The organism is Chryseobacterium sp. HR92 (assembly GCF_045689405.1).
In the GTDB taxonomy this organism is placed as follows: domain Bacteria; phylum Bacteroidota; class Bacteroidia; order Flavobacteriales; family Weeksellaceae; genus Chryseobacterium; species Chryseobacterium viscerum_A.
In genome coordinates, this window is record NZ_CP139139.1 from 2,625,436 (window position 1) to 2,649,591 (window position 24,156).

Here is a 24,156-nt window from a genome sequence, read left to right on the forward strand (position 1 = left end):
TATAACTTATTCAAATTCCTTTAATGAAAAAATCAATTAATGATCTCATAAAGAAAACACCTTTTTTCGGCTCCATTTCTAGAGCTAAAGATAGATTATTAAAACTGAAAAGCACCATTAAAACAGTTAATTCTAAATAAATTATGATGTGGATATTCAATCACAGGAAATAACTGTTTAATAGTTGTGGTACACTTTACAGGTCTTCCAGGTTCCCCAAACGCTTTTGTTTCAGCTGCTTATAAAATGAAGGGGAAAGACCTGTGATTTTTTTAAATTGATTAGAGAGATGGGCCACACTGCTATAGTTGAGTTTATAAGAAATTTCTGTAAGGTTGAGTTCATCATACAGCAGTAATTCTTTTACCTTTTCTACTTTATTGATAATGATAAAATGCTGGAGTGTCATACCTTTCACTTCAGAAAAGGTATTCGCAAGGTAGGTATAATCATATCCTAATTTTTCACTTACATAATCTGAGAAATTTTCTTTTGGAAGCTCATCTGAATAATGAATCATTTCTATGACTACATTTTTTATTTTTTCTATCAGGATACTCTTTTTGTCATTTAATATCTCAAGTCCTGTTTTAAGTAAGTTTTCTTTCAGAATTTGTCTTAGTTCAGCGCTAATATCCTCCAATAACTCTACAGTTCCCAAATCTACAATAGCATTTTTAATGCCCAGCCTTTCCAGTTCCTGATGAACAACCATTTTGCAGCGCAAACTTACCATATATTTTATATACAACTTCATCTCCCTTACTATTTATACTGTCAATTATTTCATTAACAGATGTTTACTCAAAGTTACTCTATTAAATCGAAAATATCTATGATTTATACAACAAATTGAAAGACAATTGCAAAGCTTTCCTTTTTTAATGATTGAAATTTACAGTTAACAAAAAATATTTCACAATGTCAAAAGAAAAAGACGGAAAAAAGAAGTCAGATAAAACTCCACCCGCGAAATCCGCAAAAGAGAAACGGGAAGAAAAAATGAATAAACGAAGAGACAGGGAAAACGAAGCCCAAAATACCAGCAACTAAATGGTATCCCTGAAAAAAGACGGAATTATACTCAGAAAAACGACATTAGACTTTGAGAGTGAAGGTGTTTTAAACCCCGCAGTTATTAAGGATAACGGAAAAATACATTTATTTTACAGGGCTCTTGCAAAGAATAATTTCTCCAGTATCGGATACTGTATACTATCAGATTATAAGACTATAGAAACCCGGTTGAGCAATCCGGTTATTATCCCCGAGTTTGAATACGAAAAACATGGTGTTGAAGATCCAAGAATCGTAAAAATCGATCATTTATTTTATCTTACCTATACCAGTTATGACGGGATTAATGCATTGGGAGCACTTGCTGTATCGGAGGATCTTACATCATGGCAAAAACGGGGCATTATTGTTCCCAAAATTCCATACAACAAGTTTAGATTTTTATCAGAATCCCAAGGTGAAATAGCAGAAAAGTACAGACGTTTCAACAAACTTCCGTCTACTCATACAAAGGATAAAGACATCTTTCTCTGGGATAAAAATGTGATATTTTTCCCAAGAAGAATTAACGGTAATCTTTATTTTCTTCATCGCATAAGACCTGATATTCAAATTGTAGGTATAGAAAACATTGAAGATCTGGATTCAGATTTCTGGAAAGATTATTTCCTTCACTTTAAAGATCATATTGTATTATCTCCCCTATATGAGCATGAAGTAAGCTATATTGGCGGAGGATGTCCCCCTATAGAAACCGAGCATGGATGGCTTTTGATATATCATGGCGTACATGATACCATTGAAGGGTATGTTTACAGTGCATGTACTGCCTTACTTGATCTTGATAACCCCGAAAAAGAAATTTCAAGACTTCCTTATCCTCTTTTCAAACCCGAAGAAGAATGGGAACAGAAGGGAGAAGTGAACAATGTCTGCTTCCCTACCGGAGCCATTGCAGAAGGAGATACACTCCATATTTACTACGGAGCTGCAGATAAAAGAATTGCTGTTGCTTCTTTAAATATCCCGGAATTGCTGAAGGAATTGCTACAGTACACTTCATAACTGACTATTCTATACAGAATGTCATACTTTAAAATAGATATCAACATGAATAAAAATATAAAATCAGATGTGGAGGAAAAGACAAAAAGACGATCTGTCCAAAATAGAAAAAACACAATTAATCATAAACCTGAAATTATCTTTATAAGTACTTTTCCTCCTAAGGTGTGTGGTATTGCAACGTATTGTCAGGATTTAATAAAATCTCTTCAGATAAAGTTCAATGAATCTTTTAACATCATCATCTGTCCAATGGAAACTGAAGAGGAGCATTATCGATACGAAGAAAATCTTGAATATCGCTTAAATATATCCGATGCTATTTCTTATTTGGAGCTGGCTGATAAAATCAACAAAAATGATAAAATTCAACTGGTTATGCTTCAGCATGAGTTTGGATTTTTCACTGAGGCCAAAAACGGATTGCTGCTTTTTCTTCAAAATTTAGAGAAAGACGTCATCATTACTTTTCACACAGTTCTGCCAAAACCAGACTGGGAGTTAAAAGAAAAAGTAAAAGAAATCGGCAGTTTCTGCAAATCTATTATTGTAATGACGGGTATTTCTGCGGACATCCTGTCTGTTGACTATGATATTCTATCTGAGAAAATTAAAGTGATCCCCCATGGAACTCACCTGTTACCATTTATCGACAAAATTTCACTGAAAACGAAATACGGATTTAAAGATAAAAAGGTACTTTCAACATTTGGTTTATTGGGGTCCGGGAAGAATATTGAAACCACTTTAGAAGCTCTGCCTGAAATTATTGCCCAAAATCCGGATGTAATGTTTCTGATTATTGGAAAAACGCACCCTGGTATTATTAAGCATGAAGGTGAAAAATATCGTGATTTTCTACAGGATACTATTAAAAGGCTCCATTTGGAAAAGCATACTTACTTTATTAATCAATACCTTCCATTAGAGGAGTTGTTAGAATATCTTCAGCTTACCAATATCTATCTTTTCACTTCAAAAGACAGAAATCAGGCGGTAAGCGGCACTTTTTCCTATGCAATTAGTTGTGGATGCCCTATTGTCTCCACTCCTATTCCACATGCCTTAGAAGTATTAAATGAAGACCTGGGAATTATTATTGATTTTGAAACTCCGAAACAGCTCGCTGCTGCCGTGAATACATTACTGAAAAATGAAAATACACAGGAAAAATTACGTTCAAACAGTTTGGAAAAAATGGCTCCCACAGCCTGGGAGAATTCATCTATTTCGCACGCCCTATTATTTCAACAACACAGCAAAGACAACATGATATTACATTATACATTCCCCATCATCAATCTTAGCCATATCAAAAATATGACAACAGATTTTGGAATGATCCAGTTTTCTAAAATCAATAAACCTGATATAGATTCCGGGTATACTTTAGACGATAATGCCCGTGCTATGATTGTAGCCTGCAGACATTACGAACTGAACAGAGATGAATCTGACCTAGATTTAATCTCAACTTATCTAAAATTTATTAAATTTTGTCAACAACCGGATGGTAGTTTTCTTAACTATGTGAATCAAAACAAGGAATTTGCTCAGCAGAATTATGAAACCAATCTTGAAGATTCCAATGGAAGGGCTATCTGGGCACTGGGATACCTCCTTTCCATAAAGAATATTTTACCTCAAGAGTTTTATGATGAAGCAGAATCAGCCATTGAAAAAAGTCTTTTATCTATTGAGAGCATCCATTCTACCCGAGCAATGGCTTTTATCATAAAGGGACTGCATTATCAAAACTCTGAGAACAATATTCCATTATTGAAAAAGCTGGCTAATAGACTGGTAAAAATGTATCAGCATGAAAAACACAGAGACTGGCATTGGTTTGAAAGCTATCTTACCTATGGAAACAGTGTCCTCCCTGAGGCTTTATTGTGTGCATGGATTACAACCCAAAACGAAATGTATAAGCAGATTGCCAATGAATCATTCAAGTTTTTACTTTCCAAAATTTTTATTAAAGGTGGCATCAAAGTAATATCCAACAATGGATGGCTGCAGAAAGAAACGGTTAAAAGTCCTGAGACAATTGGTGGTGAACAGCCTATTGATGTTGCTTATACCATATTGGCTTTATCCACATTCTATAAAGTTTTTAAGGATGAAAAATACTTGCAGATGATGAGGAATGCTTTTAGTTGGTTTTTAGGAAAGAATCACTTACATCAGATTATTTATAACCCTGCAACAGGTGGATGTTATGATGGCCTTGAAGAGAAAAATGTTAATCTCAACCAGGGAGCGGAATCAACAGTCAGCTATCTCATGGCAAGACTCTGTTTTCCAAAATAACCCCTTAATTACTCTATATTTAGATATATTTACATGGTAATTTATGGAACTATAGTAATAAAAAGGTAAATTAAAAAAATAGCGATCAGTACAATTCCCTGCATGATATTGGTTCTGCCCGTTGCCAGTGAAACGGTAATAATAAAAAGCGATAGTCCCAAAAGTATTGTTGATTTGATATCTATCCCTAATGACATTCTTATACCGGTTATTACAGATATAATGGCAATCGCAGGAATACTCAGCCCGATACTTGCCAAAGCAGAACCAAAAGCCAGATTTAATGAGGTTTGAATTTCATCACTTTTTGCAGCCCTGAATGCAGCCAATCCTTCCGGAAGGAGAACAATACCAGCAATGATAATACCTACAAGAGATCTTGGAGCACCCACTGAAACAACTATATGTTCAACATCCTTTGAAAGAAGCTTTGCCAGTAAAACGACTATTCCCAGGGATAAAATCAATAATATACAACTGATATACAATTGTTTTCGGGAAATCATTTCATTACTATTCTGTACAGGCTGGTTTCCGGATAGTTTATTTTGTGGAGAAATGAAAAAACTTCGGTGTCTAAGCGTTTGGATCATGGTAAAACCAAGGTAAAGCGCTAAAGAAATCAAGGCGATAAAAAGCAATTGGAAGGAAGTATATTCACCTCCGAGATGACTTACCGTATAATTGGGCAGAATAAGCACAAAAATAATAACAGAGGTAAGCGTAATCAGTGCAGTACTTACCCCCTGTAGAGTAAAGCTTTGTTCTCTATATCTTAAAGAACCTATCACAATGCAGCTTCCAATGATTCCGGTAAGAATTATCATCACTGCTGCAAAAACCGTATCTCTGGCAAGAGTAATGGTTTCTAAACCTTTTGCTCCTATCATGATGGAAATAATAAGCCCTACTTCTATGACCGTAATGGCAAATGCCAGAAGTAAAGTCCCGAATGGCTCCCCCAAACGTTGGGCAATGACTTCAGAATGATACACCGCAGCTAAAACGCTTCCCATCAAAAATAAGGCAAGAATCACAGAGTAATATCCTGAAGAAAAAACAGAATTTCCGACATAAGAGAACCACGCCAGGATAGGAACCAAAAACGTCCACATCCATAAATATTTTTTTATATTCATAAAAAGCATTAATAATTTTTACAATTGAATTGTCTTTTGGAAAAAATCAACAGGTTTATATTTTCCTTTTCAAAACAGTTTTATTAATGATTTGAAGCAGACTAGAGATGATGATATACCGGAAATATTAAATAGTGAAAAGAAAACTGAGAGCCCGGATCATCAGCTCAATTTAGTTATTCAGCAAGGTACGAATAATCAATCACTTATTTGAAATTATATAGTAGTATTTTAAGTTGTAATCTTTTCATCAGACTCAATAAATTCCATTACTTCATCAGAGCTACCGAATTTTTGTTGCTTATGAACAACACTATCTCAGGCACTCAAAACAATCTGTAATTTTTGTAAAAGTGTGATATCTGCAACATAAAAGAAACAATCTGTAATGCAATAGATTATTAAACACCCAACTTTGTACTGTAGCAATAAAGTTACATTAAAATCCACCTTATGGACACAAATCACAACAAAGGCGACGAGTCTTTCAAAATTCCTGGAGACTGGAATGAACAGTCCAAACAACTGAAAGAAAAATTCTCAATATTAACGGATTACGATCTGAAGTTTGAAGAGGGTAAAGAAAAGGAAATGCTTGAAAGAATCGGTAACAGATTAAGAAAAAACCGTGAAGAGGTTCTCAGTATTATCAAAGAAATTAATCTTTCATAAATTATTTTCAAGAACAGTTAAAGCCTATGAAAAAGACATATTTATCAAAAGTTTTAGCTTGAAAAAGGGATGGGATATTAGACAGTTCTATCCCTTTTATTTACAATATCTTCTATTCTTTTATGCTTAAACAGACTGTGATGAATCATAAAGAACTTGAGAAATCAAAAGTATATATTACCCGCCAAATCGTAGAATACATTCCGAATTCTATAGTCAGCAAGACAATAATGGAAAAACTAACCGGCAATATCAGTGCTTTATCGTTTGACGACAAAGAAGGATTATCCGAAAAAATTTCTCCTTTTGACGCTGTTGCACAGATTATTGAAGGTAAAGCAGAAATCATTATAGACGGAACTTCTTATTTTATGGAAGAAGGTGAATGCATTATCATTCCTGCCCATAAGTCTCATTCTATAAAAGGAAATAAACGCTTTAAAATGATAGTAACAATAATAAAAAGCGGCTATGAATAATGTAGATACCATATCAATTTTAACAAAAAAGATATTAAAAAAAACAGGTGAAATTCAAAAAGAATTTCCTGAACTGTATGACCTTTTAGACGAAACTCCATTATTTTTCTCTTTTGCAGAGAAAAATATTACGATCAGAGATTTAAGACAATATCTTATTTCCCTTATAAGACAGCAAAAATCCTTTGAAAAAGGGACGGCAAAAAAAAATAATATACAATAATCCCAATGAAAAAGCTTCCCCATTAAACATTAAACTAAATTTTCATATTATTAAATATTTTTACAGTGAAAACAATACATCTTTTCCGGTTTAACAATTCAATTTTTCGCAATATTCCTTTCTTCAAAGAAGAACATAGGTTAAAGAATGATGTTACAGAACTCGATATAATGAATATTGAAATAGTAACCGAATATATTGTTAAAACCAATGACGATTTTACTTTCGAGAACACATCCAGAAATGATCTTTTGTCAATGTGTAAAAAAGCGCAGAAAACCATTGAGCATTACTTTGTGGCTGGGCTGAATGACTATGATTTTATTTGAATTAATTGTATTTACCAATTAAGTTGTCAAGTTAATAGAAAAAATATAAAGAATGAAAACAAGACACAGCAGCCATAAGACAATACCTAAAGAAATGAGAAAGACCAGCTATATCTGTCACAGAACCTTCTTGTAGATCAAAACAAAAAAACTATTCAAAGTACAGCCCGATTATCTAGAGAATTTGACAAATATCCTTACAACAAAATAAACAGTTTTTATTTTTTAAAAGTCCATTCTTTCATCAAATTTTCTGATATTTTCTTAGATCAATATTTGATTCAGAGCACCTTTAAAGCTTCCTAAAATGAACTCAGTGTAATACAGTTGAGCATCCAGAGCCTGGGTTTTATCATTAAGCTCTATTCGTTTGGAAAGAATGATATCTCCTTTATAGCTAAACGAACAGAATGAAAAAATATGAAAGCCTGAATTCCTTGTACAAGCAGCATAGCCGGTAGAAGATATTCCCCAGTCTGTTCCAAATGACATAGCGACCTTTCTTGCCATTATATCAGCCATATGCTGGGTCTCAAAATTGTTTCCTTGTTCCTCAATACGGTTACTGTCCAAAAATCTAAGTTTTTCTGGTAATGTAAATGCTGTTATACCGCCTTTATAAAATAGAGTTGAATTAGGCATCTGCGAAAAAGCCAGCTGTACTAATCCTGAAGTTACGCTTTCTGCTATAGATACCGTCTCTCCAATTGTAATGAGTGAGGTACTAATATAATCCAGTAAGTTTTGCTGGAATTTCATGATATAAATTTTAGTGTTAATATACTTTATAAATCCTTGTACATTGCTATCATCTTAAATAACATCGTAATCATCTACTGTTGTTGCAAAATAATGCTCAATAGTTTCTTCAGCTTTTTTACACATCATTAAAATCTCTTCCCTCGGAGTATCTTCAAAAATAAAGTCTTCATGAACACGGATAATAAACTCGGTCACTTTTTCAGTGTTCATTAAATCATAGACCATTAAATCATTAAGATTATCTATCCGGCATTCTTCCTTAAAAAATGGAATGTTACGGGAAATGGAATTTTTAAACTGAAAGAGATGTATCGTTTTCATGATTCAAATATTTTGATTAATGGAGACACCCCCCTATCTCCTGGGTGGCCGTCAAGCTGCCTGTTATCTACCATCCCATTAAAGTAATAATCAGTTTCTATGAGATAGTGTTGGTGTATAAATATATCATTGCAGATATCTTATAATAAAGGAACGGAGACTATAGCCTCTCGTCCCTTTACTCATTAAAATACTAAAACAGATCTACTATTTTGATTTTAATAGCTCATTGTGTAATTGAGTATCCCAGATATTTTTCACGGTTTATGCCTTATTCCTAGTATCTATCCTTTTAGTTTATGTACCTTGTTAGCCTTGTGAAAATTTCGTTCTACAGACTACAGCATCCAGATTTAATCAACTGAATACCAGTATACAAATATGGGTATTCTTAAGTACAATATGCTACACTTATTTGGGGCATACTTACATAAATCACACTTTCCCCTGTTTGTAGGCAAAATTTATTTGACAGTAATTTAATTGTCCATTCTTTTTCTAGTTCTGATCATGTTGGATTTGTACAGAAATCGAAATATTTAAAGTTGATAAAATGTTATTATTACGCAATTTATCTTTAAACAGTCTCGCTGCATTTAGCCACAAATTGCTCAAACTTCCGGTCCGTATTTCGCATGACCGGTCCGTGGCCAAAGCAGATAATGGTTGGATTCAGTTTTGCCAGCTTTTGGAGCGATTTGATGTTGCGCTGCTGATCCGAGGTAAATATGTTTGGCGGAAGCCTCAGACCGGTCGCTGTTGTGAGCAGATTCATATTTGTCGCTACATCACCGATGATCAGTACACCATCCTGTTCACGGAATAAAGAAATATGACCTGCCGAATGTCCGGGCGTCTCTATTACCCGAAAGTTTCCAATTCTATCGTTTTCAACTATTGTCCGTTCAACTTTATGTCCCTGGCCTGCCCAGTATTTTTGTTGAAGCTTTGCTATCCAATGTTGCGGAGTTGGATATTCATTGGTTACCATACCCGTTTCAGTCCTAAAAACTTCGTCAGGATGACAGAGTAAAGATATTGCGAACTCAGCACATATCTGATCGCTACAGCCCTGATGGTCTGCATGGGCATGTGTAAGTACATGTTGATAAACAGGGATTTTCTGGAGAGCTTTCTTTACAGTTGTATACGAATTCCTTATTCCGGAATCTACCAATACACCTTCGATAATATAGCAATTGATACTGTTTCGTGGCATCAGTGAAATCTGGAATACTTCGGGAGCAATTTGACGTAACATCGTTTTTTTGTGCAAATCTACATCGCTGATCAGTACTGTATAAGGACATTTGTCCTATAATACGCTGGGCCTATGTATTTGTCCCTTTGCCCGTGTAAGCGATCGCTGCGTGATACCCAGGTACGATGCCAGATCCTGCGTCGCTATGCGCTGTACGAGCATCGGTTCGCTAGACAGAATATGCCGGTATTTATCTACAGCCGACTTATTATTGTAATTCAGCAGATACCGTTCCTTTTGGTTATACTCCTGCTCCATCACCCATTTTATAACTCCATTCCAAGCGGTCACCTTACCAAGCAGATACTCATAATCCGGGTAGCTTATCCTATAAACAATACTATCTTCTATAGCCTTTATATTCCTTCTGGATTTTTCCTGCGCCACAAACTCCGGAAACGATGTAACAAATTCATTTTCAAATTTGAAGCAGGTAATATTTTCCTTTCCATCTTTGTCGATGGCATATGCTTTTACGGCACCGCTAGCGATATATCCAATATGACGGCAGATTTCATCTTCACGAATTAAAAAATCACCTTTCTTTAAACGGATCGGTTTGAAGAACTGCTCAGAAAAGCTGATTTCCTCAGCTAATAGTCCTCCTATTGAGGATAGGTAATTTTCAAATACGTCAGTCATTTCGCAATGTTTTTGTTTTTCTGTTTTCTTCTTTAGCGTCTATGGATTACACACCAAATACAATATACAAAACTAACAATTATTGAACATTCATTAGTGAATGTTTCAATCTGATCAGCCATTCTGTTCGGAGTATTATTATTCTCTATACTTACGGTAAAATGGTTCTCCTTTCTTACTTTCGACTGCATTTCAACAGATGCTCCTTGTGAAGCTGATGTTTTTATATTCCAAAGAAAGAATACTCTGAAGACTCATTAAACTGATGATAAGATACTGAATAGAAAGTCTGATCTAATATAAAGCTTTCACAGATGAAATATTATGGCAACAAAAAAATACTGCAAGGTATAAAACCTTGCAGTAAAGCATTATGTGTTTTCAGAATCGTTGAACTTTATTATGCTAATAAGAGTTACAACATTAGTTTTGGAATTTTACAAAATCCAGATAAAAAGAAGGGTTTCCGGCATTGAAAGACGCTGGTACTACTCCATTTGTTTTACCAGCTAAGACAGTATAAGTTCCTGGTGTAGCAAAATATAGTACACGGTTTTGATCTCTTGGAAACATGAATGCAGCAGTATTTGATCCACAATAACTTCTCCAGACATCTCCAATGCCGTTGATATAGAAAAAGTAATCATTACAGTCAGAATTGATGGCAACTCCACATCGGAAAAAATACCAGCCCTTTGCCGGAATGGTTACCTGGACTCCCGTATTCAATCCGCCACCTCCGGTTCCCCCCGTAAAAGGGTTTACCAATGCTCCGGTATATGGCGTCCAATTGTTGGCAAATGCTGTAGTAACAGTTGATGACCATGTTGCTAAACCGTTGGCATCACTGGTCAGTACATATCCCAACTGCTGGGTGCCGTCTTTTATCTGAAGGGCTCCATTCGTAGTCCCGTTATCAATAACAACTCTGGCATTGGATGCTCCCGATGGTACTATATTGGTTCCCATCAGGACTTTTCCTGTACCGTTGATACTTAAATTATTTCCTGCCATTGCAATATCAGTAGCTTGTGAAAGAGTTCCTCCCAGTTTTACATCTGTACCTGATAAAGTAAGACCGTTACTCGCGGTAATATTGTTATTAATAATTGTTGTTCCGCCGTTTCCGTTACCTCCTGCAAGTTCTGTTACGGTCATAAATCCTATTTGAGGATTCAGCTGAGCTGTTCCTGCTCCTCCTAATCTTACTTTTACAGAAGTATCAACCGTAGGTCTATAAATAGCATAGGCTTCCGGCTGGCCACCTATTGAAGTTGCAGGATAATTATTTATTGCATCAACAACTCCGGTGGTACTGGAAGGAAGAACAGAATTGTTTAAAGCATCAACCCATTCATAGACCATGAAGCCACCCGCCAACGAGAACTCTGTAGCATGCACCTGACAACGAAGCACATAAGTTTTGCCTGCTTTCAAATTAAAAACACCGGCATTATAAGTAATATTATTGGATGCAATTACAGATCCGAACGTCACATCTGATCCGGTAGATACCGTTTGAATAGCATTGGGCTTAACAATAATATAATCTCCTGTAGAAGACGTCCCTTTTGAAAGTATTTCCCAAGTCGAAGCTGCTCCCGTAAGCCCAGTATTAATTAATTCTATACTTTGGTTTGCTGGTACAAGAACGTTGGGATTTCCATTAATGGTCTCAGGTGCTGCAGAATTTACTGTAATGCTAAAGTTTGTATTATTTTTAATCCTATAGATACGTCCCTTATAATTTCCAACCCCGCTGATTGCAGAAGGAAGATTAAAAATAGCATTGGAACTCCCATTATAAGAGACATGGAAGTCTGATGAGGTCAAATTATAAGAGTTTGTATTGACAGCATTATAATTTGCCGCTAATGATCCGGAGATATCCATAGTAGAACCTGGATTCGCAGTATTAATACCAACATTTCCTGCCTGGGCAAAAACAACAGCAGGGCTTAAAGCTAACACTGCAAAAAATAATTTTGTATAAATCTTAACCATTCGTTATCGTTTTATATATCTTAATTGATATTGTTATTACGGAGGTAAAGATATTCTAATATCTATGCAGGAATCTTTGAATGCTGTGGAAATACATTTATCAGCGTGTGGAAAAATATCCACAAATGTAGATTCAAAAAATAGCTTACTTTATCTAACATAATTCTATGTATAAAGGTTTATAAAAAGTTGAACTAAAAGTCTTTGAAAACAAGTCGTTACTATCTTTTACTTGCTAGTCATCAAAATACTGCAAACAATTCAGTAGAAATAAAATTGCCACGATTTTGCAACAAACGTTATAAGTTAATTTGAAAATGTTGCTAATTGAGAGAAAAAAAATCCTGCAAACTTTTAATTTTTGCAGGATTTATCAATCTTTTGTGCATTTTGAAGATTTTATCAATTACACCAGGTGGAGAATACGGGATTCGAACCCGTGACCTTTTGACTGCCAGTCAAACGCGCTAGCCAACTGCGCCAATCCCCCATGTCTTCATTTATTGCGAAGCGGGTACAAAAGTAAGTATTTAAATAAAATATGCAACTATTTTGTGGTTTTTATTTCATAAAAATTTGAAACCCTGTTATAATTCCTCATGATCATACTATAGGACAAAAAAAGACCGAATAAACGGTCTTTATTAATTAATGTACTTCTGGGTCTGTTGGCGCTTTAATTATAACACTACAGGTGAAAATACAAAGCTCGGCAGAAGTAAACTCTCCAATATATCTTGTTCCACAAGTACATGAGAACCCGCCACTAATAGATTTTAACGCGTTTCTTGATAATTTTTTCATACTATTTTTTTTGATTCTGATGTGAAATTATAATTGTATGAGAAATAAGGCAAGATGTAATTAATAAGTGTGGCTGAATAGACAATAAGTGTAATCAAATACCCAAAAATTACGAACACCCACAATAAAAAATCCCTCTTGATGAGGGATTGAATTCTAAGAATCTAGATATTCCATTGTATTCTCATTCCAATAGCACCGGGGATTATCTGATCCCGTACAATACATTTCTCTCCTTGGAAATTTTCTTTAAATTATGGAATTAAAAATCGGAGACATTGCAGATTAAATTCTGTCATCAATATAAATGTAATGATGACTATTAATGGTTATAATAATTCTTATGAAGGTTCAGAGACAATACTACAATACTGTATATTTTTCATAAAATGGAGTCACTTTTATCCTTACGATAATTAAAGTAACCAAATCATTGCATATCAAACAGGAGATAGTCATTGTCTTGTAACAATTTCTTATTGTAAAAGTGATCCAGTCATCCTTTTCGATCAATTGGTACATTTTTTTTTTAAAGTACCTTATAATATGCTCCTTCCTCTTTCCTTTTAATGAAAATAAGTTTTTCATAATCTTTGATAATCTTTATTAATTTTTTAGTTTAACAAGTTTTTATGTTATCCTTATTTCATGTATTAGTTTCATTATTCCAAACATAGTGAAATACTAGCAATAATATTATGATCAAGATCATAATATTATATTAAAATTTACCAAATCCTTTCTGCTAGGAGAATTTTTAATTGTATATAGCAGTGAAGTGATTCAAAAAATCAAGTAAAAAAAGTGTTTTTTTTTGTTGCATGTTTTATTGTTTTTTTAACAAAAATTCATTATTAGCTCATAAAAATTAAAGATATAATAATAGATAAAGTTTATTAATAGCCAATCTTAACCTCTTATAAACCAAATTAAAAAAAAGCAGCAGGATGATAACGCTATCAACAGTTGTATAAAAAATAGAGTATCTTCGTTAGAGACAGAAATTTTTATCATCATGAAGTTAGAATTATATCAAATAGATGCATTTACTGAAAAAATTTTCCATGGAAACCCTGCATGTGTCGTTCCTTTAAAAAACTGGTTACCTGATGAGGTGCTTTTAAAAATAGCCCGCGAAAATGCCGTTGCCGAAACAGCTTTCTTTATCGATAATGGCAGTACAATTCATCTGAGATGGTTTACGCCTGAAATAGAAATGGACTTATGCGGACACGCCACTCTCGCTACAGCACATTGCCTGGTCTCAATTTTAAACCATCAGAGCAAAAGAATTGTTTTTGAAACTAAAAGTGGTGAATTAACGGTTGATGTTAAAGATAACGTTTATTATATGGATTTTCCTTCAAGAATGCCTGAAGCAGCGGCTCTTCCAGACAGCATATCCAGATCGCTCAATATACAGCCCAAAGAAGTTTTCAAATCAAGAGACTATATTTTGTTATATGATTCTGAGGATGACATCAAAAACATCAGGATTGAAAGATCTGTTTTTGACCTTATCAATCTGGATCCTGGAGGTCTTGTGGTGACTGCTGCCGGTACAGACAGTGATTTTGTTTCAAGATACTTTACGCCACAGTCATCTATTCTCGAAGATCCTGTAACCGGCTCTGCACATTGCTCACTCATTCCCTTCTGGTCTTCAAGATTAGGAAAAGATATGCTTTTTGCCCGTCAGCTGTCTGAAAGAAGCGGACAGCTCTATTGTGAAAACAAAAAAGAAAGAGTGATTGTGGCGGGTAAAGCCAAAACGTATTCTATGGGACATCTGTGGATAGAATAATATAATCCCAATCAAACTGAATAGTCAAGTAGTTCGTTCTGGAGAAGGATATATATTGGAATGACAGCAAAAAAAGGCATTAACTATCTTTGGTTAGTGCCTTTTCTGTAAAAATTTGGTTCTCCAAAAGAATGCAGGCAAAAATCCCAATAAAAATTTTTTATTAAATATGAACGAAATTAAACTAGATTAATTTCAGTGAACTCAAACTGTCCTACATTTGCTAAAGAAATAAGACAACAAAAAATTATCACATAAATCAACAATTAACATTAAAAATTTAAAACTATGAGCACATTTACATTAAAAGACGGAACTGAGATTTTTTACAAAGACCAAGGACAAGGACCAGTATTAATGTTTCACCACGGATGGCCATTATCATCTGACGATTGGGATGCACAGGTTATCTTTTTCTTACAGAGAGGTTACAGAGTAATTTCCCATGACAGAAGAGGTCACGGCCGTTCAAGCCAGAATATCTACAACCACACTATTGAACAATATGCATCTGATGCTGCGGAACTTGTAGAATTTCTTGATTTGAAAGATGTTGTTCATATAGGACACTCTACAGGTGGTGGTGAAGTAATCCGCTATGTACATAAATATGCCAATGGCAGAGCAAAAAAAGCTGTATTAATCAGCGCTGTTCCTCCGGTTATGGTAAAAAGTGAGAACAATCCTGACGGTGTTCCAATGGAAGTTTTTGATGGAATCAGAGAGCAAACTCTGAACAACAGAAACCAGTTTTATTTTGATCTTACATTTCCTTTCTATGGGTACAACAGAGAAGGTGCCAATATCAAAGATGGAATCCAGAGAAACTGGTGGAGACAGGGAATGATGGGTGGAATTGTTGCTCACTACGACGGAATCAAAGCATTTTCTGAGACTGATTTCACAGAAGATTTGAAAGCCGTTGATATTCCGGTTTTGGTTTTACACGGAGAAGATGACCAGATTGTTCCTATCGAAAATTCTGCCATAAAATCAGCGAAATTATTAAAGAATGGTAAACTGATTACCTATCCAGGTTTTCCACACGGAATGCCAACTACAGAACATGAAACTATAAATAAAGATCTTTTGGAATTTATCCAGTCTTAACAGAACATATGTATATATAAAGAAAGGTGGACTATTGCAGTCCACCTTTCTATTTTTGGTCATATTATAAAAATTAAATTGCTCAATAATAAAGCTTTTTACGTTTCAGATAATTGATAAGCTCTTTCGGACGGTCGGTCTGAATAATGTTGACTCCTTTATTAATATACCAATCATACATATCAGGATTATCCAAGGCCTGATCATCATTATTTCCTGCATTATGGTGTGGCCACAATGAATTGACCCAGATTTTGACCTTTTTTTCTCTTAAAGATTTAAAATCAATCAGATTTTTTTCTGTTGTTCCTACTGTAAATTCAAAGCCGTAGATTTTATAGTTTTGAATGTAATCTGATATTTTTTTAAGATCTTCATTTTTATCTAACTGGATAATAGGCATATAATGAATATCATTTTTAATATCTCCGTACTTCTGATTAAATTCCATGTAAGACTCGTGGCCTTTAAACAAAATCTGATCAAGCATATTTCGTTTTTTCACCAAGGGATAAACCTGTTTGATGTAATCAAAACCTTTATCCAGGTTCAGAAGAATTTTACCGTCTGAGATTTCCAGGATTTCCTGTAATGTGGGAACTTTCATTTGGGTTTCCACTCCCAGCCCGTCTCTCAGATGCAGTTTTTTGATTTCTTCCAGTGTAAAATCAGACGGTTTTCCTTTTCCTGTTGTCGTCCTATTGATGGTATGATCATGCATGAGGATCAGGATACTGTCTTTGGTCATGGCAAGATCTATTTCAGCCATATCCACTCCTTTTTCAATGGCTTTTTTCACGGCCCACACCGAATTTTCCGGAGCCTCTCTCCAATCGCCACGGTGAGCTACCACCATTACTCTGTTATCAGGAAAATCAGAAAGTGAAATTTTCTTTTGCTGTGCAATGAACAGTGAAGAAAAAATAAGAAGAAATACTTGTAATAATTTATTGTTTAGCATAATTTCAAATGTTTAATTAATATCCGGGATTTTGTTTGATAGCGGGGTCTGTATTGATCTGTCCCTGCGGAACCGGCATCAGAAGATGATGGGGTTTGATCTGTGCGGTACTGTAACCCGCATTATTAGTAAAGTGAGCCATCATAACAGAAATAGCCTTTCCGGTTCTCACCAGGTCAAACCAACGATGCCCCTCTCCTACAAATTCCAGCCTTCTTTCACGGTCAATTTCACTAAGCAAAGCATCTTTTGTTGAAAGGTTTACAGCAGCAATTCCTGCTCTGGCTTTAATTTTATTTAGATATACATTGGCGTTGGTAAAGTCATTCTGTTCGGCAAAACATTCTGCCATCATTAGGAAAACATCTGCTAATCTCAGCACCACAAAATTGCTTCCTCCATCAGCAATGGTATTCGATGTTTTTACCAATTTTTTACTGAAAGGAATTCCGTTTGAAGTAAGCCCAATATATGCAGAACGTCTGGTATCTCCTGCTGAATAAAGGTTGTAAACTTCCTTGGTCGGAAGATTGTGTCCTTTGGCTCCTGAAACCGATCCTGAAGGACTGAACATCTGAAATGCCGCGCTTCCCTCCGAATTTCCGTTCAATCCGGAAGTAAACTGTACGTCAAAAATAATTTCAGCATTATTTTTATTAGTGACATCAAAAATTTTATTGACATCTGGTAAAAGCTGGTAGCCTAAAGATTCAATCTGATTCAAATAAGTCAATGATTCAGCAAATTTCTTCTGTGTCAGAAGCACTTTACCCATAATTCCCAACGCAGCTCCTTTAGTCACTCTTCCCTTTTGCGTGGTTGTTACCGGTAAAAGGTCAATAGCTTCTTTCAAATCCTTTTCTATGGCGGAATACACCTCTGCAACAGGAGTTCTTGGCTGCCCGAAATAGTCGTTAACATTCGTTGTTTCCTTTAAAACCAACGGAACATCACCATAAATGCGCACCAGATTAAAATACATCAACGCACGCAGAAATTTCATTTCGCCAATCCTAGTATTCTTCAGGGCATCCGTCATATCAGAAATTTTTCCAATCCTCGCCAGAATAATGTTTGCCTGCTGAATGCCGATATAATGGTCCTTCCACGCGCTTGCAATAAGGCTGTTATTAGGCTGAATCGTGAAAAAATCAAGTTCACCATACGTAAAGGCATCATTGGCAGGAACCTCATCATAAGTATTATCTGAAGCTAATTCTCCCAAAGCCGGCATAGCCAGCTGATACTGTCCGGTATACTGAAGCGCTCCATACACTGAAATGATACCCTGCTCAATTTCAGAGGAATTAGTATAAAATTGTGATGAAACTTTCTGTGCCTCAGGGTTAACGTTCAAAAGATCAGACGAGCATGAGCACATCACCGAAAGACTGAATATTGTAATGAATATTTTTTTCATGATTTTAAAATTTAAGGTTAAAGCCCATAGAATAAATTTTAGCTACCGGATAATAAGCCTGATCAAAGCCCTGCGTAAGAACATTATCTGAAGTAGCATCGATGTTCATTCCTTTATATTTTGACAAGGTGAAAAGATTATTTCCTACCAGATAAATCTGAGCGTTTTCTATCCCCATATTTTCAAGCATAGATTTGGGGAAATTAAAAGCCAGACGAAGCGATCTCAGTCTTACATAATCTGCATTTTTAAAGTATAAATTTGAAGTTCTGGCCTCTTTTCTGTTGTTGGAGAAATTCATATTCGGCATCCCAAAAAATCCATCAGGATTAGTTACTGCGTTATAACGGTTGTCAAAATAATACTGTGAAGCCATTCCGAAGCCTTCCCCTGATTCTAAAGTGGTTACGGCATCGGCATTGTAGATTTTCTTACCAATTTCGCTGTATAATGAGAAACTCAGCTCGAAAAGCCCATATCTGAAATTATTATTAAAACCGAGAATGTATTTCGGAACCCCGCTTCCAAAGCTTCTTTTATCATTGACATCAATTTTTCCATCGCCATTCAGATCTTCCATAATATAATCTCCGACCATTGTTCCGGTAATGTGTGGTGAATTGTTGATCTGTTCCTGAGTTTTATAGATTCCAAGGATATTGTAACCGTACATTTCACCAATTGAGCCACCTACTTTGGTTACAGAGAAGTTATTTTCTCCCGTGATAATCTGGTTCTGGCCGTTTGCCAGCGCTAATACTTCATTTTTGTTGGTGGAAAAATTAAAGCTTCCGGAATACGTAAAGTCTTTAGCGATGGTAAAAGTTTTTGACGCAATCTGTAATTCAAAACCGGAATTTTTGATCTCACCGATATTCTGAAGTGAGGTGCTGAAACCGGATTGCTGCGGAACGGGAACATCCAATAACAAACCGTCTCTGTTGAGGATATAATAATCTGCAGAAATGTTCAGTACATTTTTAAACAAAGAAAAATCAATCCCGAAGTTGTTTGATCTGGACTTTTCCCAGGAAATATTCGGGTTGGGAGCTGTTGCCGTTGTATATCCCGGCACTAAAATTCCTCCAAAATTATAATTATCAGGATTCATCAATGAAAGTGCCCCGAAATTAGGAATCTGATTATTTCCGTTGCTTCCTAAACTATATCTAAGCTTCAAATCAGTCACGATTGTATTTTCAGGAAAGAAATTTTCATTACTGATTGTCCAGCCTGCAGAGAATGCGTAGAAATTTCCCCATTTAGAATTTTTCCCGAAACGTGAAGAACCGTCTCTACGATAAGAAGCCATCAGGTTATACTTATTGTCAAATGTATAATTAACCCTGGTAAAATAAGAGAGCAGCCTCCATTTGTATTGTGTTAATGTATTTTTAAATGAAGTTCCGCCCGCAATATTTCGGATACTGTTATCAGGAAATGCTGTAGCTTCGGTTAAAAGCTGTGTATTGTCTTCCTGCTGAAAAGACTGTCCTGCAATAGCATCCACCCTATGAGAGCCCCACTTCTGATCAAATGAAAGTAAGTTTTCAATTAAATAATTTTTGCGGATATACTCTGTTCTGTTGGCAAAAGTAACATCCGGAGCTGCTGCTCTGTAAGCTCCTACCGTAGAAGGATCGAAGAAATTGTATTCGTAATTTGAATAATCTCCACCTACAGACAATCTGTATTTCAGACCTTTCAACAATTCAAGTTCAGTGAAGATATTTCCGAATGTTTTAAATAAAGTATATTTTCTGTTGGTCATTTCCTGAACGGCAACAGGATTTTCTACCAAAGCTCCGTCGGTTGCTGTATTTCCTAAGATCTGCTGAGAAATAGCAAGACTTCCGTCATCATTGTAAGGTTTAAAGAAAGGATACATTGCCGTAGCCATCTGCAAAGGATTGTAGCTTCTTGAATTTTCTGCTGCATTAATAGTTCCCGTAGCATATGACGGTGTCATTGTTACGCCCACTTTCCATCTATCTGTAAGCTCTGTCGAAAGGTTGATACTTGTGGAAAATTTTTCGTAATCTGTCCCGATAACCAGTCCTTTCTGCTTAAAATAACTCATGGTAAAAGCATATTTGCTCTTATCGCTTCCTCCCGTAATATTTAATGAAGTCTGGCTTATGGGTGCTGGTTTCATAACGGTATTCAGCCAGTCGGTATCTGTTAATCCCGGCTCCTTTGCGAGGTAAGGTGCCAAATAATCAGGAATTAATTCTCTTAAAGAAGCTCCTTTGCTTATTCTTGTGGCATTATTATCAGAAATACTTCTGTTGCTTCCTTTAGAAAGATAATTGTTATCTCTGGCTTCCTTCAGAAAAGTGGCCATATCGTAAGCATTGACCAGTTTCACATTATCACTTCTCATCTGCATTCCGTAATAAGAATCGAAAGAAACAGCCATTCTCCCCTTTTTTCCCTGCTTTGTTTCTATGATAATTACTCCGTTTGCTCCTCTGGAACCGTAAATGGCTGCGGAAGCGGCATCCTTTAAGATATCAATTTTAGCAATGGAATTAGGATCAATAGCATTCAGATTGGAACCTTCAGTTAAAGGAAGTCCGTCTACAACAATCAGAGGATTGGAACCTGCCGTCAACGTACCAATACCTCTCACTCTTATTGAAGGTGAACCTCCCGGCGTTGCATTAGCCTGAGTAATCTGAACTCCGGTTGCTTTTCCTGCAATAATATCTCCGAAATTACTGGAAGCTACTCCCTTCATCTGTTTTTCGTCAATAGAAGAAATAGAACCCGAATTATTTTTCTTACTCTGCTTCCCATAACCCACCAAAACAACCTCATCAATGTTTTTTTCTCTGGATTTTACAGTGTCCTTAATTGGATTTAAATATTCTGCAGACTGTTGAGCATTAGTTCTCTGAATTTTTGCCATCACTCTTGCATTGAGACGAACAGTTACCGTTTTTTGATCTACATTAAAATCCAGACCGACATTTTTCTTCAGATAATCTAAAGATGCTGATAACGACTGATAGTTAACCTGAGATTCATCCACCTGGATATCTTTCAGGTCTGAAACCGAATAAAAGAATTTTACGCCATGCTCTTTTGAAAGTTTTTCAAAGATTTTAATCAAAGGCGTTCTCCGCTGAATAACGGACTGTTGAAAACATTTGTTAGCCTCTGCGTAGGTAAAATGTGGCGCACACAAAAGACCCAACAACATCATGCTAATTGTTGTTTTTTTCATAGCTTTGCTGAAATTAGTTGTTATTTGACTGATTTATTTTCAATGCATCGGTAACCCCAATTACTGGTGCATTATTTTTCTAAAATGATATGATTTTCTGATTGTTTTCCTGCAGTAAGATTAAATGGAAATCCTATGGTTTTAATTACTTTATCCAAATCTCCGGTGATATCTCCGTCTACCACATTCTCTTTATACTGCTGAGGATAGGTTATCGAGATATTGTAAGTCTTCTCCAGTTGGGAAACCGCCTGCCCGAATTTCATTTCATTAAAATCAAATGTTCTTACAACATCCTGATCATAGAAATGCTTCTCAGCTCCGTCTTTGTCTGCAAGCCATGTCTCTTTAGGTAAAAGGTAGGTTGTATGACCGTTGTAATCAATTTTCACTTTTCCTTCTTTCAGATAGACTTTTTTATCTACAGATCTCTGGTCAAGCAGGAACTTTGTTCCCAATACTTTTACTTTAAATCCATTGGCATCAATGATAAAGGGCAGCGCCTTATTTTTAGCAACACTAAAAAACGCTTTTCCTTTAAAAGAAACATCCCTGGTTTTCTTTCCGAAATCATCAGTCAGTCTCAATTCACTTTCAGGTTCCAGCGTAATGATACTTCCGTCAGATAACATAAATTCTTTTTGAATCTTTTCTGCTCTGAAAACCAATTGCCGGTGATCCGAAGATTTCATGTCATTTCCAGTAGAAAACAAAGTAATCAGTGTAAATAAGGGCAAAAGAACAGCTGCAGCCCATAAAAACCAATTTGTATTCTTTCTGAATCTGATTTTATTCTCAAGCCCGTTCCAGATTCGCTGATCTGCAGAATCCTTTATTTTCTGATTTTCATCTTTAACTGATTTCCATTGATTTTCGAAATCCATATGCTCCTTTTTGATCTTTATTAGAGAATACGCAGGAAGTATGTAATCGTCAACCTATATTTTTTGATTTAACGATTTGTTCATATTGGGTTAAAATAAATATTTTGCCTATTAAAATTTAAGTTAAAACTGTATTTTTGGATAATTACCATAAAACTTACTTTTAAATGTTTGCAATTTCACCAACTGATAAAGACTGGTTTGACTTTTTAAAAAATAATGAATTCAATTCATTTGTGAACTTTTGGACACCAACCTCTTGGAATATCACAAGATTAATGGAAGGAAATAAATTATATTTCATGCTTAAATCACCTATAAGAAAGATAGGTGGATTTGGGGAATTTGTAGAGTATAAAAATATTACTGCAGAAAAAGCATGGAATGAATTTGGATTTAGGAATGGAAGAAATAGTAAATCTAAATTCATTTTATCAATTCAAAATTATTTAGACAAAAATTCAAGAGAATTTCGGGGTAACATAATAGATGTAAGTTCTCATATTATTGGTTGCATTGTTCTAAAAAATTGTGAATTTTGGGATGAGGAAGATTTTATTGATTTGAATAATTCTGATATAAAATTTGCTTCCCAAGTTGTAAAGATAAAATATTTTGATTGCGATGATCTAAATATTTTATCTGAAAATACTAAAAAAGAAAACTTTATTCTAATAAATGATGAAAGAGAAAATAATAGTCAATCAACAAAAAATGGAAGAAAAGGACAAGAACAATTTAAATCAACAATATTAAAAGTATATAAAAATAAATGTTGTATTTCAAATTGTAATATTCCTGAATTATTAGATGTAGCACATATTCAAGAGTATCGAAATGTTTATTCTAATCATCCTATGAATGGAATTTTATTAAGAGCTGACTTACATCGTTTATTTGATAATGGATTAATCAAAATTGATGAAAATTATATTTGCCATACTAGTAGTTTATTAAATGAAAGTGAATATTCAATTTTTAATGGAATACGGATAAATATCCCTGAAAACTTAAATAAACGACCATCACTTGATGCTTTAAATTATAAAAATAAGAACTTTAGAGAATAGCAGTAATCCAAATCTACCATACTTAAATTCATGTTTATAAAAAACAATCAAGAAAAATATGAATATTTAGTTTCTTAATGAAAAATTCAAACAAAAAAATTCAAATTTGCTCTTAGAAATTTCAGAACCTTGTTAACGTGTTTTTCAACGGCAGTTTTAGAAATATCATTTTCCTGAGCAATGGTAAAAAGACTGAGATTCTGGATTTTATTTTTGATGAAAAACTCACGGCTTCTTTCGGGAACCTGTTCCAGGAGACTTTCTATTTTTTTGAGCTGGTCTTCCTGCTGTACCTGTTTCTCGATGTCTGTATTTTCTTCATCCTGTCTTTCCGGAGAATTTTCGAGAGGAACGAAAATCATTTTCCTTTTACGGTAGAAATTGGAAATTTCCTGTTTGGCAGATTTAAAGATAAGTGCTTCAATTTCTGACGGAGAATGAGCTTTTGATAAATACTTCCAGACGTGCATAAAAATATCCTGAACAATTTCTTCAATATCTTCTTCTTCCGAAAGGTATTTGGCCACAAAAAAATACACCCTGTGCTTGTAACCGGAATATATTTCTTTAAAATGATCCATTCTTTAATACGTCTTTGAACTCAAAACTGGTGGTACAAAAGTATCTAAAAGCTATGGCAATCGTAT

The 24,156-nt window shown here is 35.0% G+C and carries 22 protein-coding genes and 1 tRNA gene; 10 read left to right on the forward strand and 13 right to left on the reverse strand.

The annotated features are described in order from the left end of the window. Positions 1 to 196: 196 nt before the first annotated feature. Entirely contained in the window at positions 197 to 757 is a 561-nt protein-coding gene (locus SFA27_RS11895; protein ID WP_407292182.1) for a helix-turn-helix domain-containing protein, read from the reverse strand. 164 nt (positions 758 to 921) lie between these two features. On the opposite strand from SFA27_RS11895, the gene SFA27_RS11900 reads away from it, so the two are divergent. The 3 genes from SFA27_RS11900 to SFA27_RS11910 are packed head-to-tail and all read left to right on the forward strand — an operon-like array spanning position 922 to position 4,395. After that, complete coding sequence (locus tag SFA27_RS11900; protein WP_255815204.1) at positions 922 to 1,053, forward strand: hypothetical protein; 132 nt, start codon at positions 922 to 924, stop codon at positions 1,051 to 1,053. Next, a complete protein-coding gene (locus SFA27_RS11905) occupies positions 1,054 to 2,082 on the forward strand; it encodes a pesticidal protein Cry7Aa (RefSeq protein WP_407292186.1) in 1,029 nt (342 codons plus the stop codon). 45 nt (positions 2,083 to 2,127) lie between these two features. Then, positions 2,128 to 4,395: a glycosyltransferase gene (locus SFA27_RS11910; protein ID WP_407292189.1), complete on the forward strand. Its 2,268-nt coding sequence runs from the start codon at positions 2,128 to 2,130 to the stop codon at positions 4,393 to 4,395. Positions 4,396 to 4,436: 41 nt separating this feature from the next. Here SFA27_RS11910 and SFA27_RS11915 read toward each other — a convergent pair whose 3' ends face one another. After that, complete coding sequence (locus tag SFA27_RS11915) at positions 4,437 to 5,534, reverse strand: ionic transporter y4hA (protein ID WP_047375787.1); 1,098 nt, start codon at positions 5,532 to 5,534, stop codon at positions 4,437 to 4,439. A gap of 453 nt (positions 5,535 to 5,987) precedes the next feature. Between SFA27_RS11915 and SFA27_RS11920 the strand changes: the two genes are divergently transcribed. The 4 genes from SFA27_RS11920 (at position 5,988) to SFA27_RS11935 (ending at position 7,237) form a co-directional block, all read left to right on the forward strand. Continuing rightward, complete coding sequence (locus tag SFA27_RS11920) at positions 5,988 to 6,206, forward strand: hypothetical protein (RefSeq protein WP_047375024.1); 219 nt, start codon at positions 5,988 to 5,990, stop codon at positions 6,204 to 6,206. Positions 6,207 to 6,346: 140 nt separating this feature from the next. Continuing rightward, the gene (locus SFA27_RS11925; protein WP_407292194.1) at positions 6,347 to 6,685 is read left to right on the forward strand and encodes a cupin domain-containing protein; all 339 of its coding nucleotides are present in this window, start codon (positions 6,347 to 6,349) and stop codon (positions 6,683 to 6,685) included. Further along, positions 6,678 to 6,908, forward strand: a complete 231-nt coding sequence (locus tag SFA27_RS11930; protein WP_407292197.1) for a hypothetical protein — start codon at positions 6,678 to 6,680, stop codon at positions 6,906 to 6,908. The genes SFA27_RS11925 and SFA27_RS11930 overlap by 8 nt, the downstream gene beginning before the upstream one ends. A gap of 170 nt (positions 6,909 to 7,078) precedes the next feature. Beyond that, a complete protein-coding gene (locus tag SFA27_RS11935; protein ID WP_264518026.1) occupies positions 7,079 to 7,237 on the forward strand; it encodes a hypothetical protein in 159 nt (52 codons plus the stop codon). 264 nt (positions 7,238 to 7,501) lie between these two features. On the opposite strand, the gene SFA27_RS11940 is transcribed toward SFA27_RS11935, so the two are convergent. The 6 genes from SFA27_RS11940 to SFA27_RS11965 form a co-directional block, all read right to left on the reverse strand. Beyond that, complete coding sequence (locus SFA27_RS11940; protein WP_407292200.1) at positions 7,502 to 7,996, reverse strand: CinA family protein; 495 nt, start codon at positions 7,994 to 7,996, stop codon at positions 7,502 to 7,504. Positions 7,997 to 8,050: 54 nt separating this feature from the next. Continuing rightward, positions 8,051 to 8,320, reverse strand: coding sequence for a heme oxygenase (locus SFA27_RS11945; RefSeq protein ID WP_407292203.1), 270 nt, complete (start codon positions 8,318 to 8,320; stop codon positions 8,051 to 8,053). Between the two features lie 577 nt (positions 8,321 to 8,897). After that, positions 8,898 to 9,581, reverse strand: a complete 684-nt coding sequence (locus SFA27_RS11950; protein ID WP_407292205.1) for an MBL fold metallo-hydrolase — start codon at positions 9,579 to 9,581, stop codon at positions 8,898 to 8,900. A gap of 54 nt (positions 9,582 to 9,635) precedes the next feature. Next, the gene (locus SFA27_RS11955; protein WP_407292207.1) at positions 9,636 to 10,223 is read right to left on the reverse strand and encodes a Crp/Fnr family transcriptional regulator; all 588 of its coding nucleotides are present in this window, start codon (positions 10,221 to 10,223) and stop codon (positions 9,636 to 9,638) included. Between the two features lie 423 nt (positions 10,224 to 10,646). Then, the gene (locus tag SFA27_RS11960; RefSeq protein WP_407292209.1) at positions 10,647 to 12,227 is read right to left on the reverse strand and encodes a hypothetical protein; all 1,581 of its coding nucleotides are present in this window, start codon (positions 12,225 to 12,227) and stop codon (positions 10,647 to 10,649) included. 416 nt (positions 12,228 to 12,643) lie between these two features. Next, positions 12,644 to 12,717 (reverse strand) — tRNA-Ala (locus SFA27_RS11965). Between the two features lie 1,329 nt (positions 12,718 to 14,046). Between SFA27_RS11965 and SFA27_RS11970 the strand changes: the two genes are divergently transcribed. Together SFA27_RS11970 and SFA27_RS11975 are read left to right on the forward strand one after the other, a co-directional pair. Further along, the gene (locus tag SFA27_RS11970) at positions 14,047 to 14,835 is read left to right on the forward strand and encodes a PhzF family phenazine biosynthesis protein (RefSeq protein ID WP_407292211.1); all 789 of its coding nucleotides are present in this window, start codon (positions 14,047 to 14,049) and stop codon (positions 14,833 to 14,835) included. Positions 14,836 to 15,123: 288 nt separating this feature from the next. Beyond that, positions 15,124 to 15,945, forward strand: coding sequence for an alpha/beta fold hydrolase (locus SFA27_RS11975; protein WP_047375045.1), 822 nt, complete (start codon positions 15,124 to 15,126; stop codon positions 15,943 to 15,945). A gap of 82 nt (positions 15,946 to 16,027) precedes the next feature. On the opposite strand, the gene SFA27_RS11980 is transcribed toward SFA27_RS11975, so the two are convergent. The 4 genes from SFA27_RS11980 to SFA27_RS11995 all read right to left on the reverse strand — a co-directional run bounded on the left by SFA27_RS11980 (position 16,028) and on the right by SFA27_RS11995 (position 22,439). Then, complete coding sequence (locus SFA27_RS11980; protein WP_407292214.1) at positions 16,028 to 16,906, reverse strand: glycerophosphodiester phosphodiesterase family protein; 879 nt, start codon at positions 16,904 to 16,906, stop codon at positions 16,028 to 16,030. A gap of 16 nt (positions 16,907 to 16,922) precedes the next feature. Beyond that, complete coding sequence (locus tag SFA27_RS11985; protein ID WP_407292217.1) at positions 16,923 to 18,326, reverse strand: RagB/SusD family nutrient uptake outer membrane protein; 1,404 nt, start codon at positions 18,324 to 18,326, stop codon at positions 16,923 to 16,925. 4 nt (positions 18,327 to 18,330) lie between these two features. After that, a complete protein-coding gene (locus tag SFA27_RS11990; RefSeq protein WP_407292219.1) occupies positions 18,331 to 21,555 on the reverse strand; it encodes a SusC/RagA family TonB-linked outer membrane protein in 3,225 nt (1,074 codons plus the stop codon). 71 nt (positions 21,556 to 21,626) lie between these two features. Next, the gene (locus tag SFA27_RS11995) at positions 21,627 to 22,439 is read right to left on the reverse strand and encodes a FecR family protein (protein ID WP_407292222.1); all 813 of its coding nucleotides are present in this window, start codon (positions 22,437 to 22,439) and stop codon (positions 21,627 to 21,629) included. Between the two features lie 167 nt (positions 22,440 to 22,606). On the opposite strand from SFA27_RS11995, the gene SFA27_RS12000 reads away from it, so the two are divergent. Continuing rightward, complete coding sequence (locus SFA27_RS12000) at positions 22,607 to 23,509, forward strand: HNH endonuclease (RefSeq protein WP_407292225.1); 903 nt, start codon at positions 22,607 to 22,609, stop codon at positions 23,507 to 23,509. Positions 23,510 to 23,595: 86 nt separating this feature from the next. Here the strand turns inward: SFA27_RS12000 and SFA27_RS12005 are convergent, their stop codons facing one another. After that, on the reverse strand, positions 23,596 to 24,090 hold the full coding sequence (locus tag SFA27_RS12005; RefSeq protein WP_407292227.1) for an RNA polymerase sigma factor: 495 nt from the start codon (positions 24,088 to 24,090) through the stop codon (positions 23,596 to 23,598). Between the last annotated feature and the right edge of the window lie 66 nt (positions 24,091 to 24,156).

Bases quoted from the DNA above. Each gene is read 5' to 3' on its own strand.
- SFA27_RS11895 (WP_407292182.1), bottom strand. From the start codon at position 757: ATGAAGTTGTATATAAAATATATGGTAAGTTTGCGCTGCAAAATGGTT.
- SFA27_RS11900 (WP_255815204.1), top strand. From the start codon at position 922: ATGTCAAAAGAAAAAGACGGAAAAAAGAAGTCAGATAAAACTCCACCC.
- SFA27_RS11905 (WP_407292186.1), top strand. From the start codon at position 1,054: ATGGTATCCCTGAAAAAAGACGGAATTATACTCAGAAAAACGACATTA.
- SFA27_RS11910 (WP_407292189.1), top strand. From the start codon at position 2,128: ATGAATAAAAATATAAAATCAGATGTGGAGGAAAAGACAAAAAGACGA.
- SFA27_RS11915 (WP_047375787.1), bottom strand. From the start codon at position 5,534: ATGAATATAAAAAAATATTTATGGATGTGGACGTTTTTGGTTCCTATC.
- SFA27_RS11920 (WP_047375024.1), top strand. From the start codon at position 5,988: ATGGACACAAATCACAACAAAGGCGACGAGTCTTTCAAAATTCCTGGA.
- SFA27_RS11925 (WP_407292194.1), top strand. From the start codon at position 6,347: ATGAATCATAAAGAACTTGAGAAATCAAAAGTATATATTACCCGCCAA.
- SFA27_RS11930 (WP_407292197.1), top strand. From the start codon at position 6,678: ATGAATAATGTAGATACCATATCAATTTTAACAAAAAAGATATTAAAA.
- SFA27_RS11935 (WP_264518026.1), top strand. From the start codon at position 7,079: ATGAATATTGAAATAGTAACCGAATATATTGTTAAAACCAATGACGAT.
- SFA27_RS11940 (WP_407292200.1), bottom strand. From the start codon at position 7,996: ATGAAATTCCAGCAAAACTTACTGGATTATATTAGTACCTCACTCATT.
- SFA27_RS11945 (WP_407292203.1), bottom strand. From the start codon at position 8,320: ATGAAAACGATACATCTCTTTCAGTTTAAAAATTCCATTTCCCGTAAC.
- SFA27_RS11950 (WP_407292205.1), bottom strand. From the start codon at position 9,581: ATGTTACGTCAAATTGCTCCCGAAGTATTCCAGATTTCACTGATGCCA.
- SFA27_RS11955 (WP_407292207.1), bottom strand. From the start codon at position 10,223: ATGACTGACGTATTTGAAAATTACCTATCCTCAATAGGAGGACTATTA.
- SFA27_RS11960 (WP_407292209.1), bottom strand. From the start codon at position 12,227: ATGGTTAAGATTTATACAAAATTATTTTTTGCAGTGTTAGCTTTAAGC.
- SFA27_RS11970 (WP_407292211.1), top strand. From the start codon at position 14,047: ATGAAGTTAGAATTATATCAAATAGATGCATTTACTGAAAAAATTTTC.
- SFA27_RS11975 (WP_047375045.1), top strand. From the start codon at position 15,124: ATGAGCACATTTACATTAAAAGACGGAACTGAGATTTTTTACAAAGAC.
- SFA27_RS11980 (WP_407292214.1), bottom strand. From the start codon at position 16,906: ATGCTAAACAATAAATTATTACAAGTATTTCTTCTTATTTTTTCTTCA.
- SFA27_RS11985 (WP_407292217.1), bottom strand. From the start codon at position 18,326: ATGAAAAAAATATTCATTACAATATTCAGTCTTTCGGTGATGTGCTCA.
- SFA27_RS11990 (WP_407292219.1), bottom strand. From the start codon at position 21,555: ATGAAAAAAACAACAATTAGCATGATGTTGTTGGGTCTTTTGTGTGCG.
- SFA27_RS11995 (WP_407292222.1), bottom strand. From the start codon at position 22,439: ATGGATTTCGAAAATCAATGGAAATCAGTTAAAGATGAAAATCAGAAA.
- SFA27_RS12000 (WP_407292225.1), top strand. From the start codon at position 22,607: ATGTTTGCAATTTCACCAACTGATAAAGACTGGTTTGACTTTTTAAAA.
- SFA27_RS12005 (WP_407292227.1), bottom strand. From the start codon at position 24,090: ATGGATCATTTTAAAGAAATATATTCCGGTTACAAGCACAGGGTGTAT.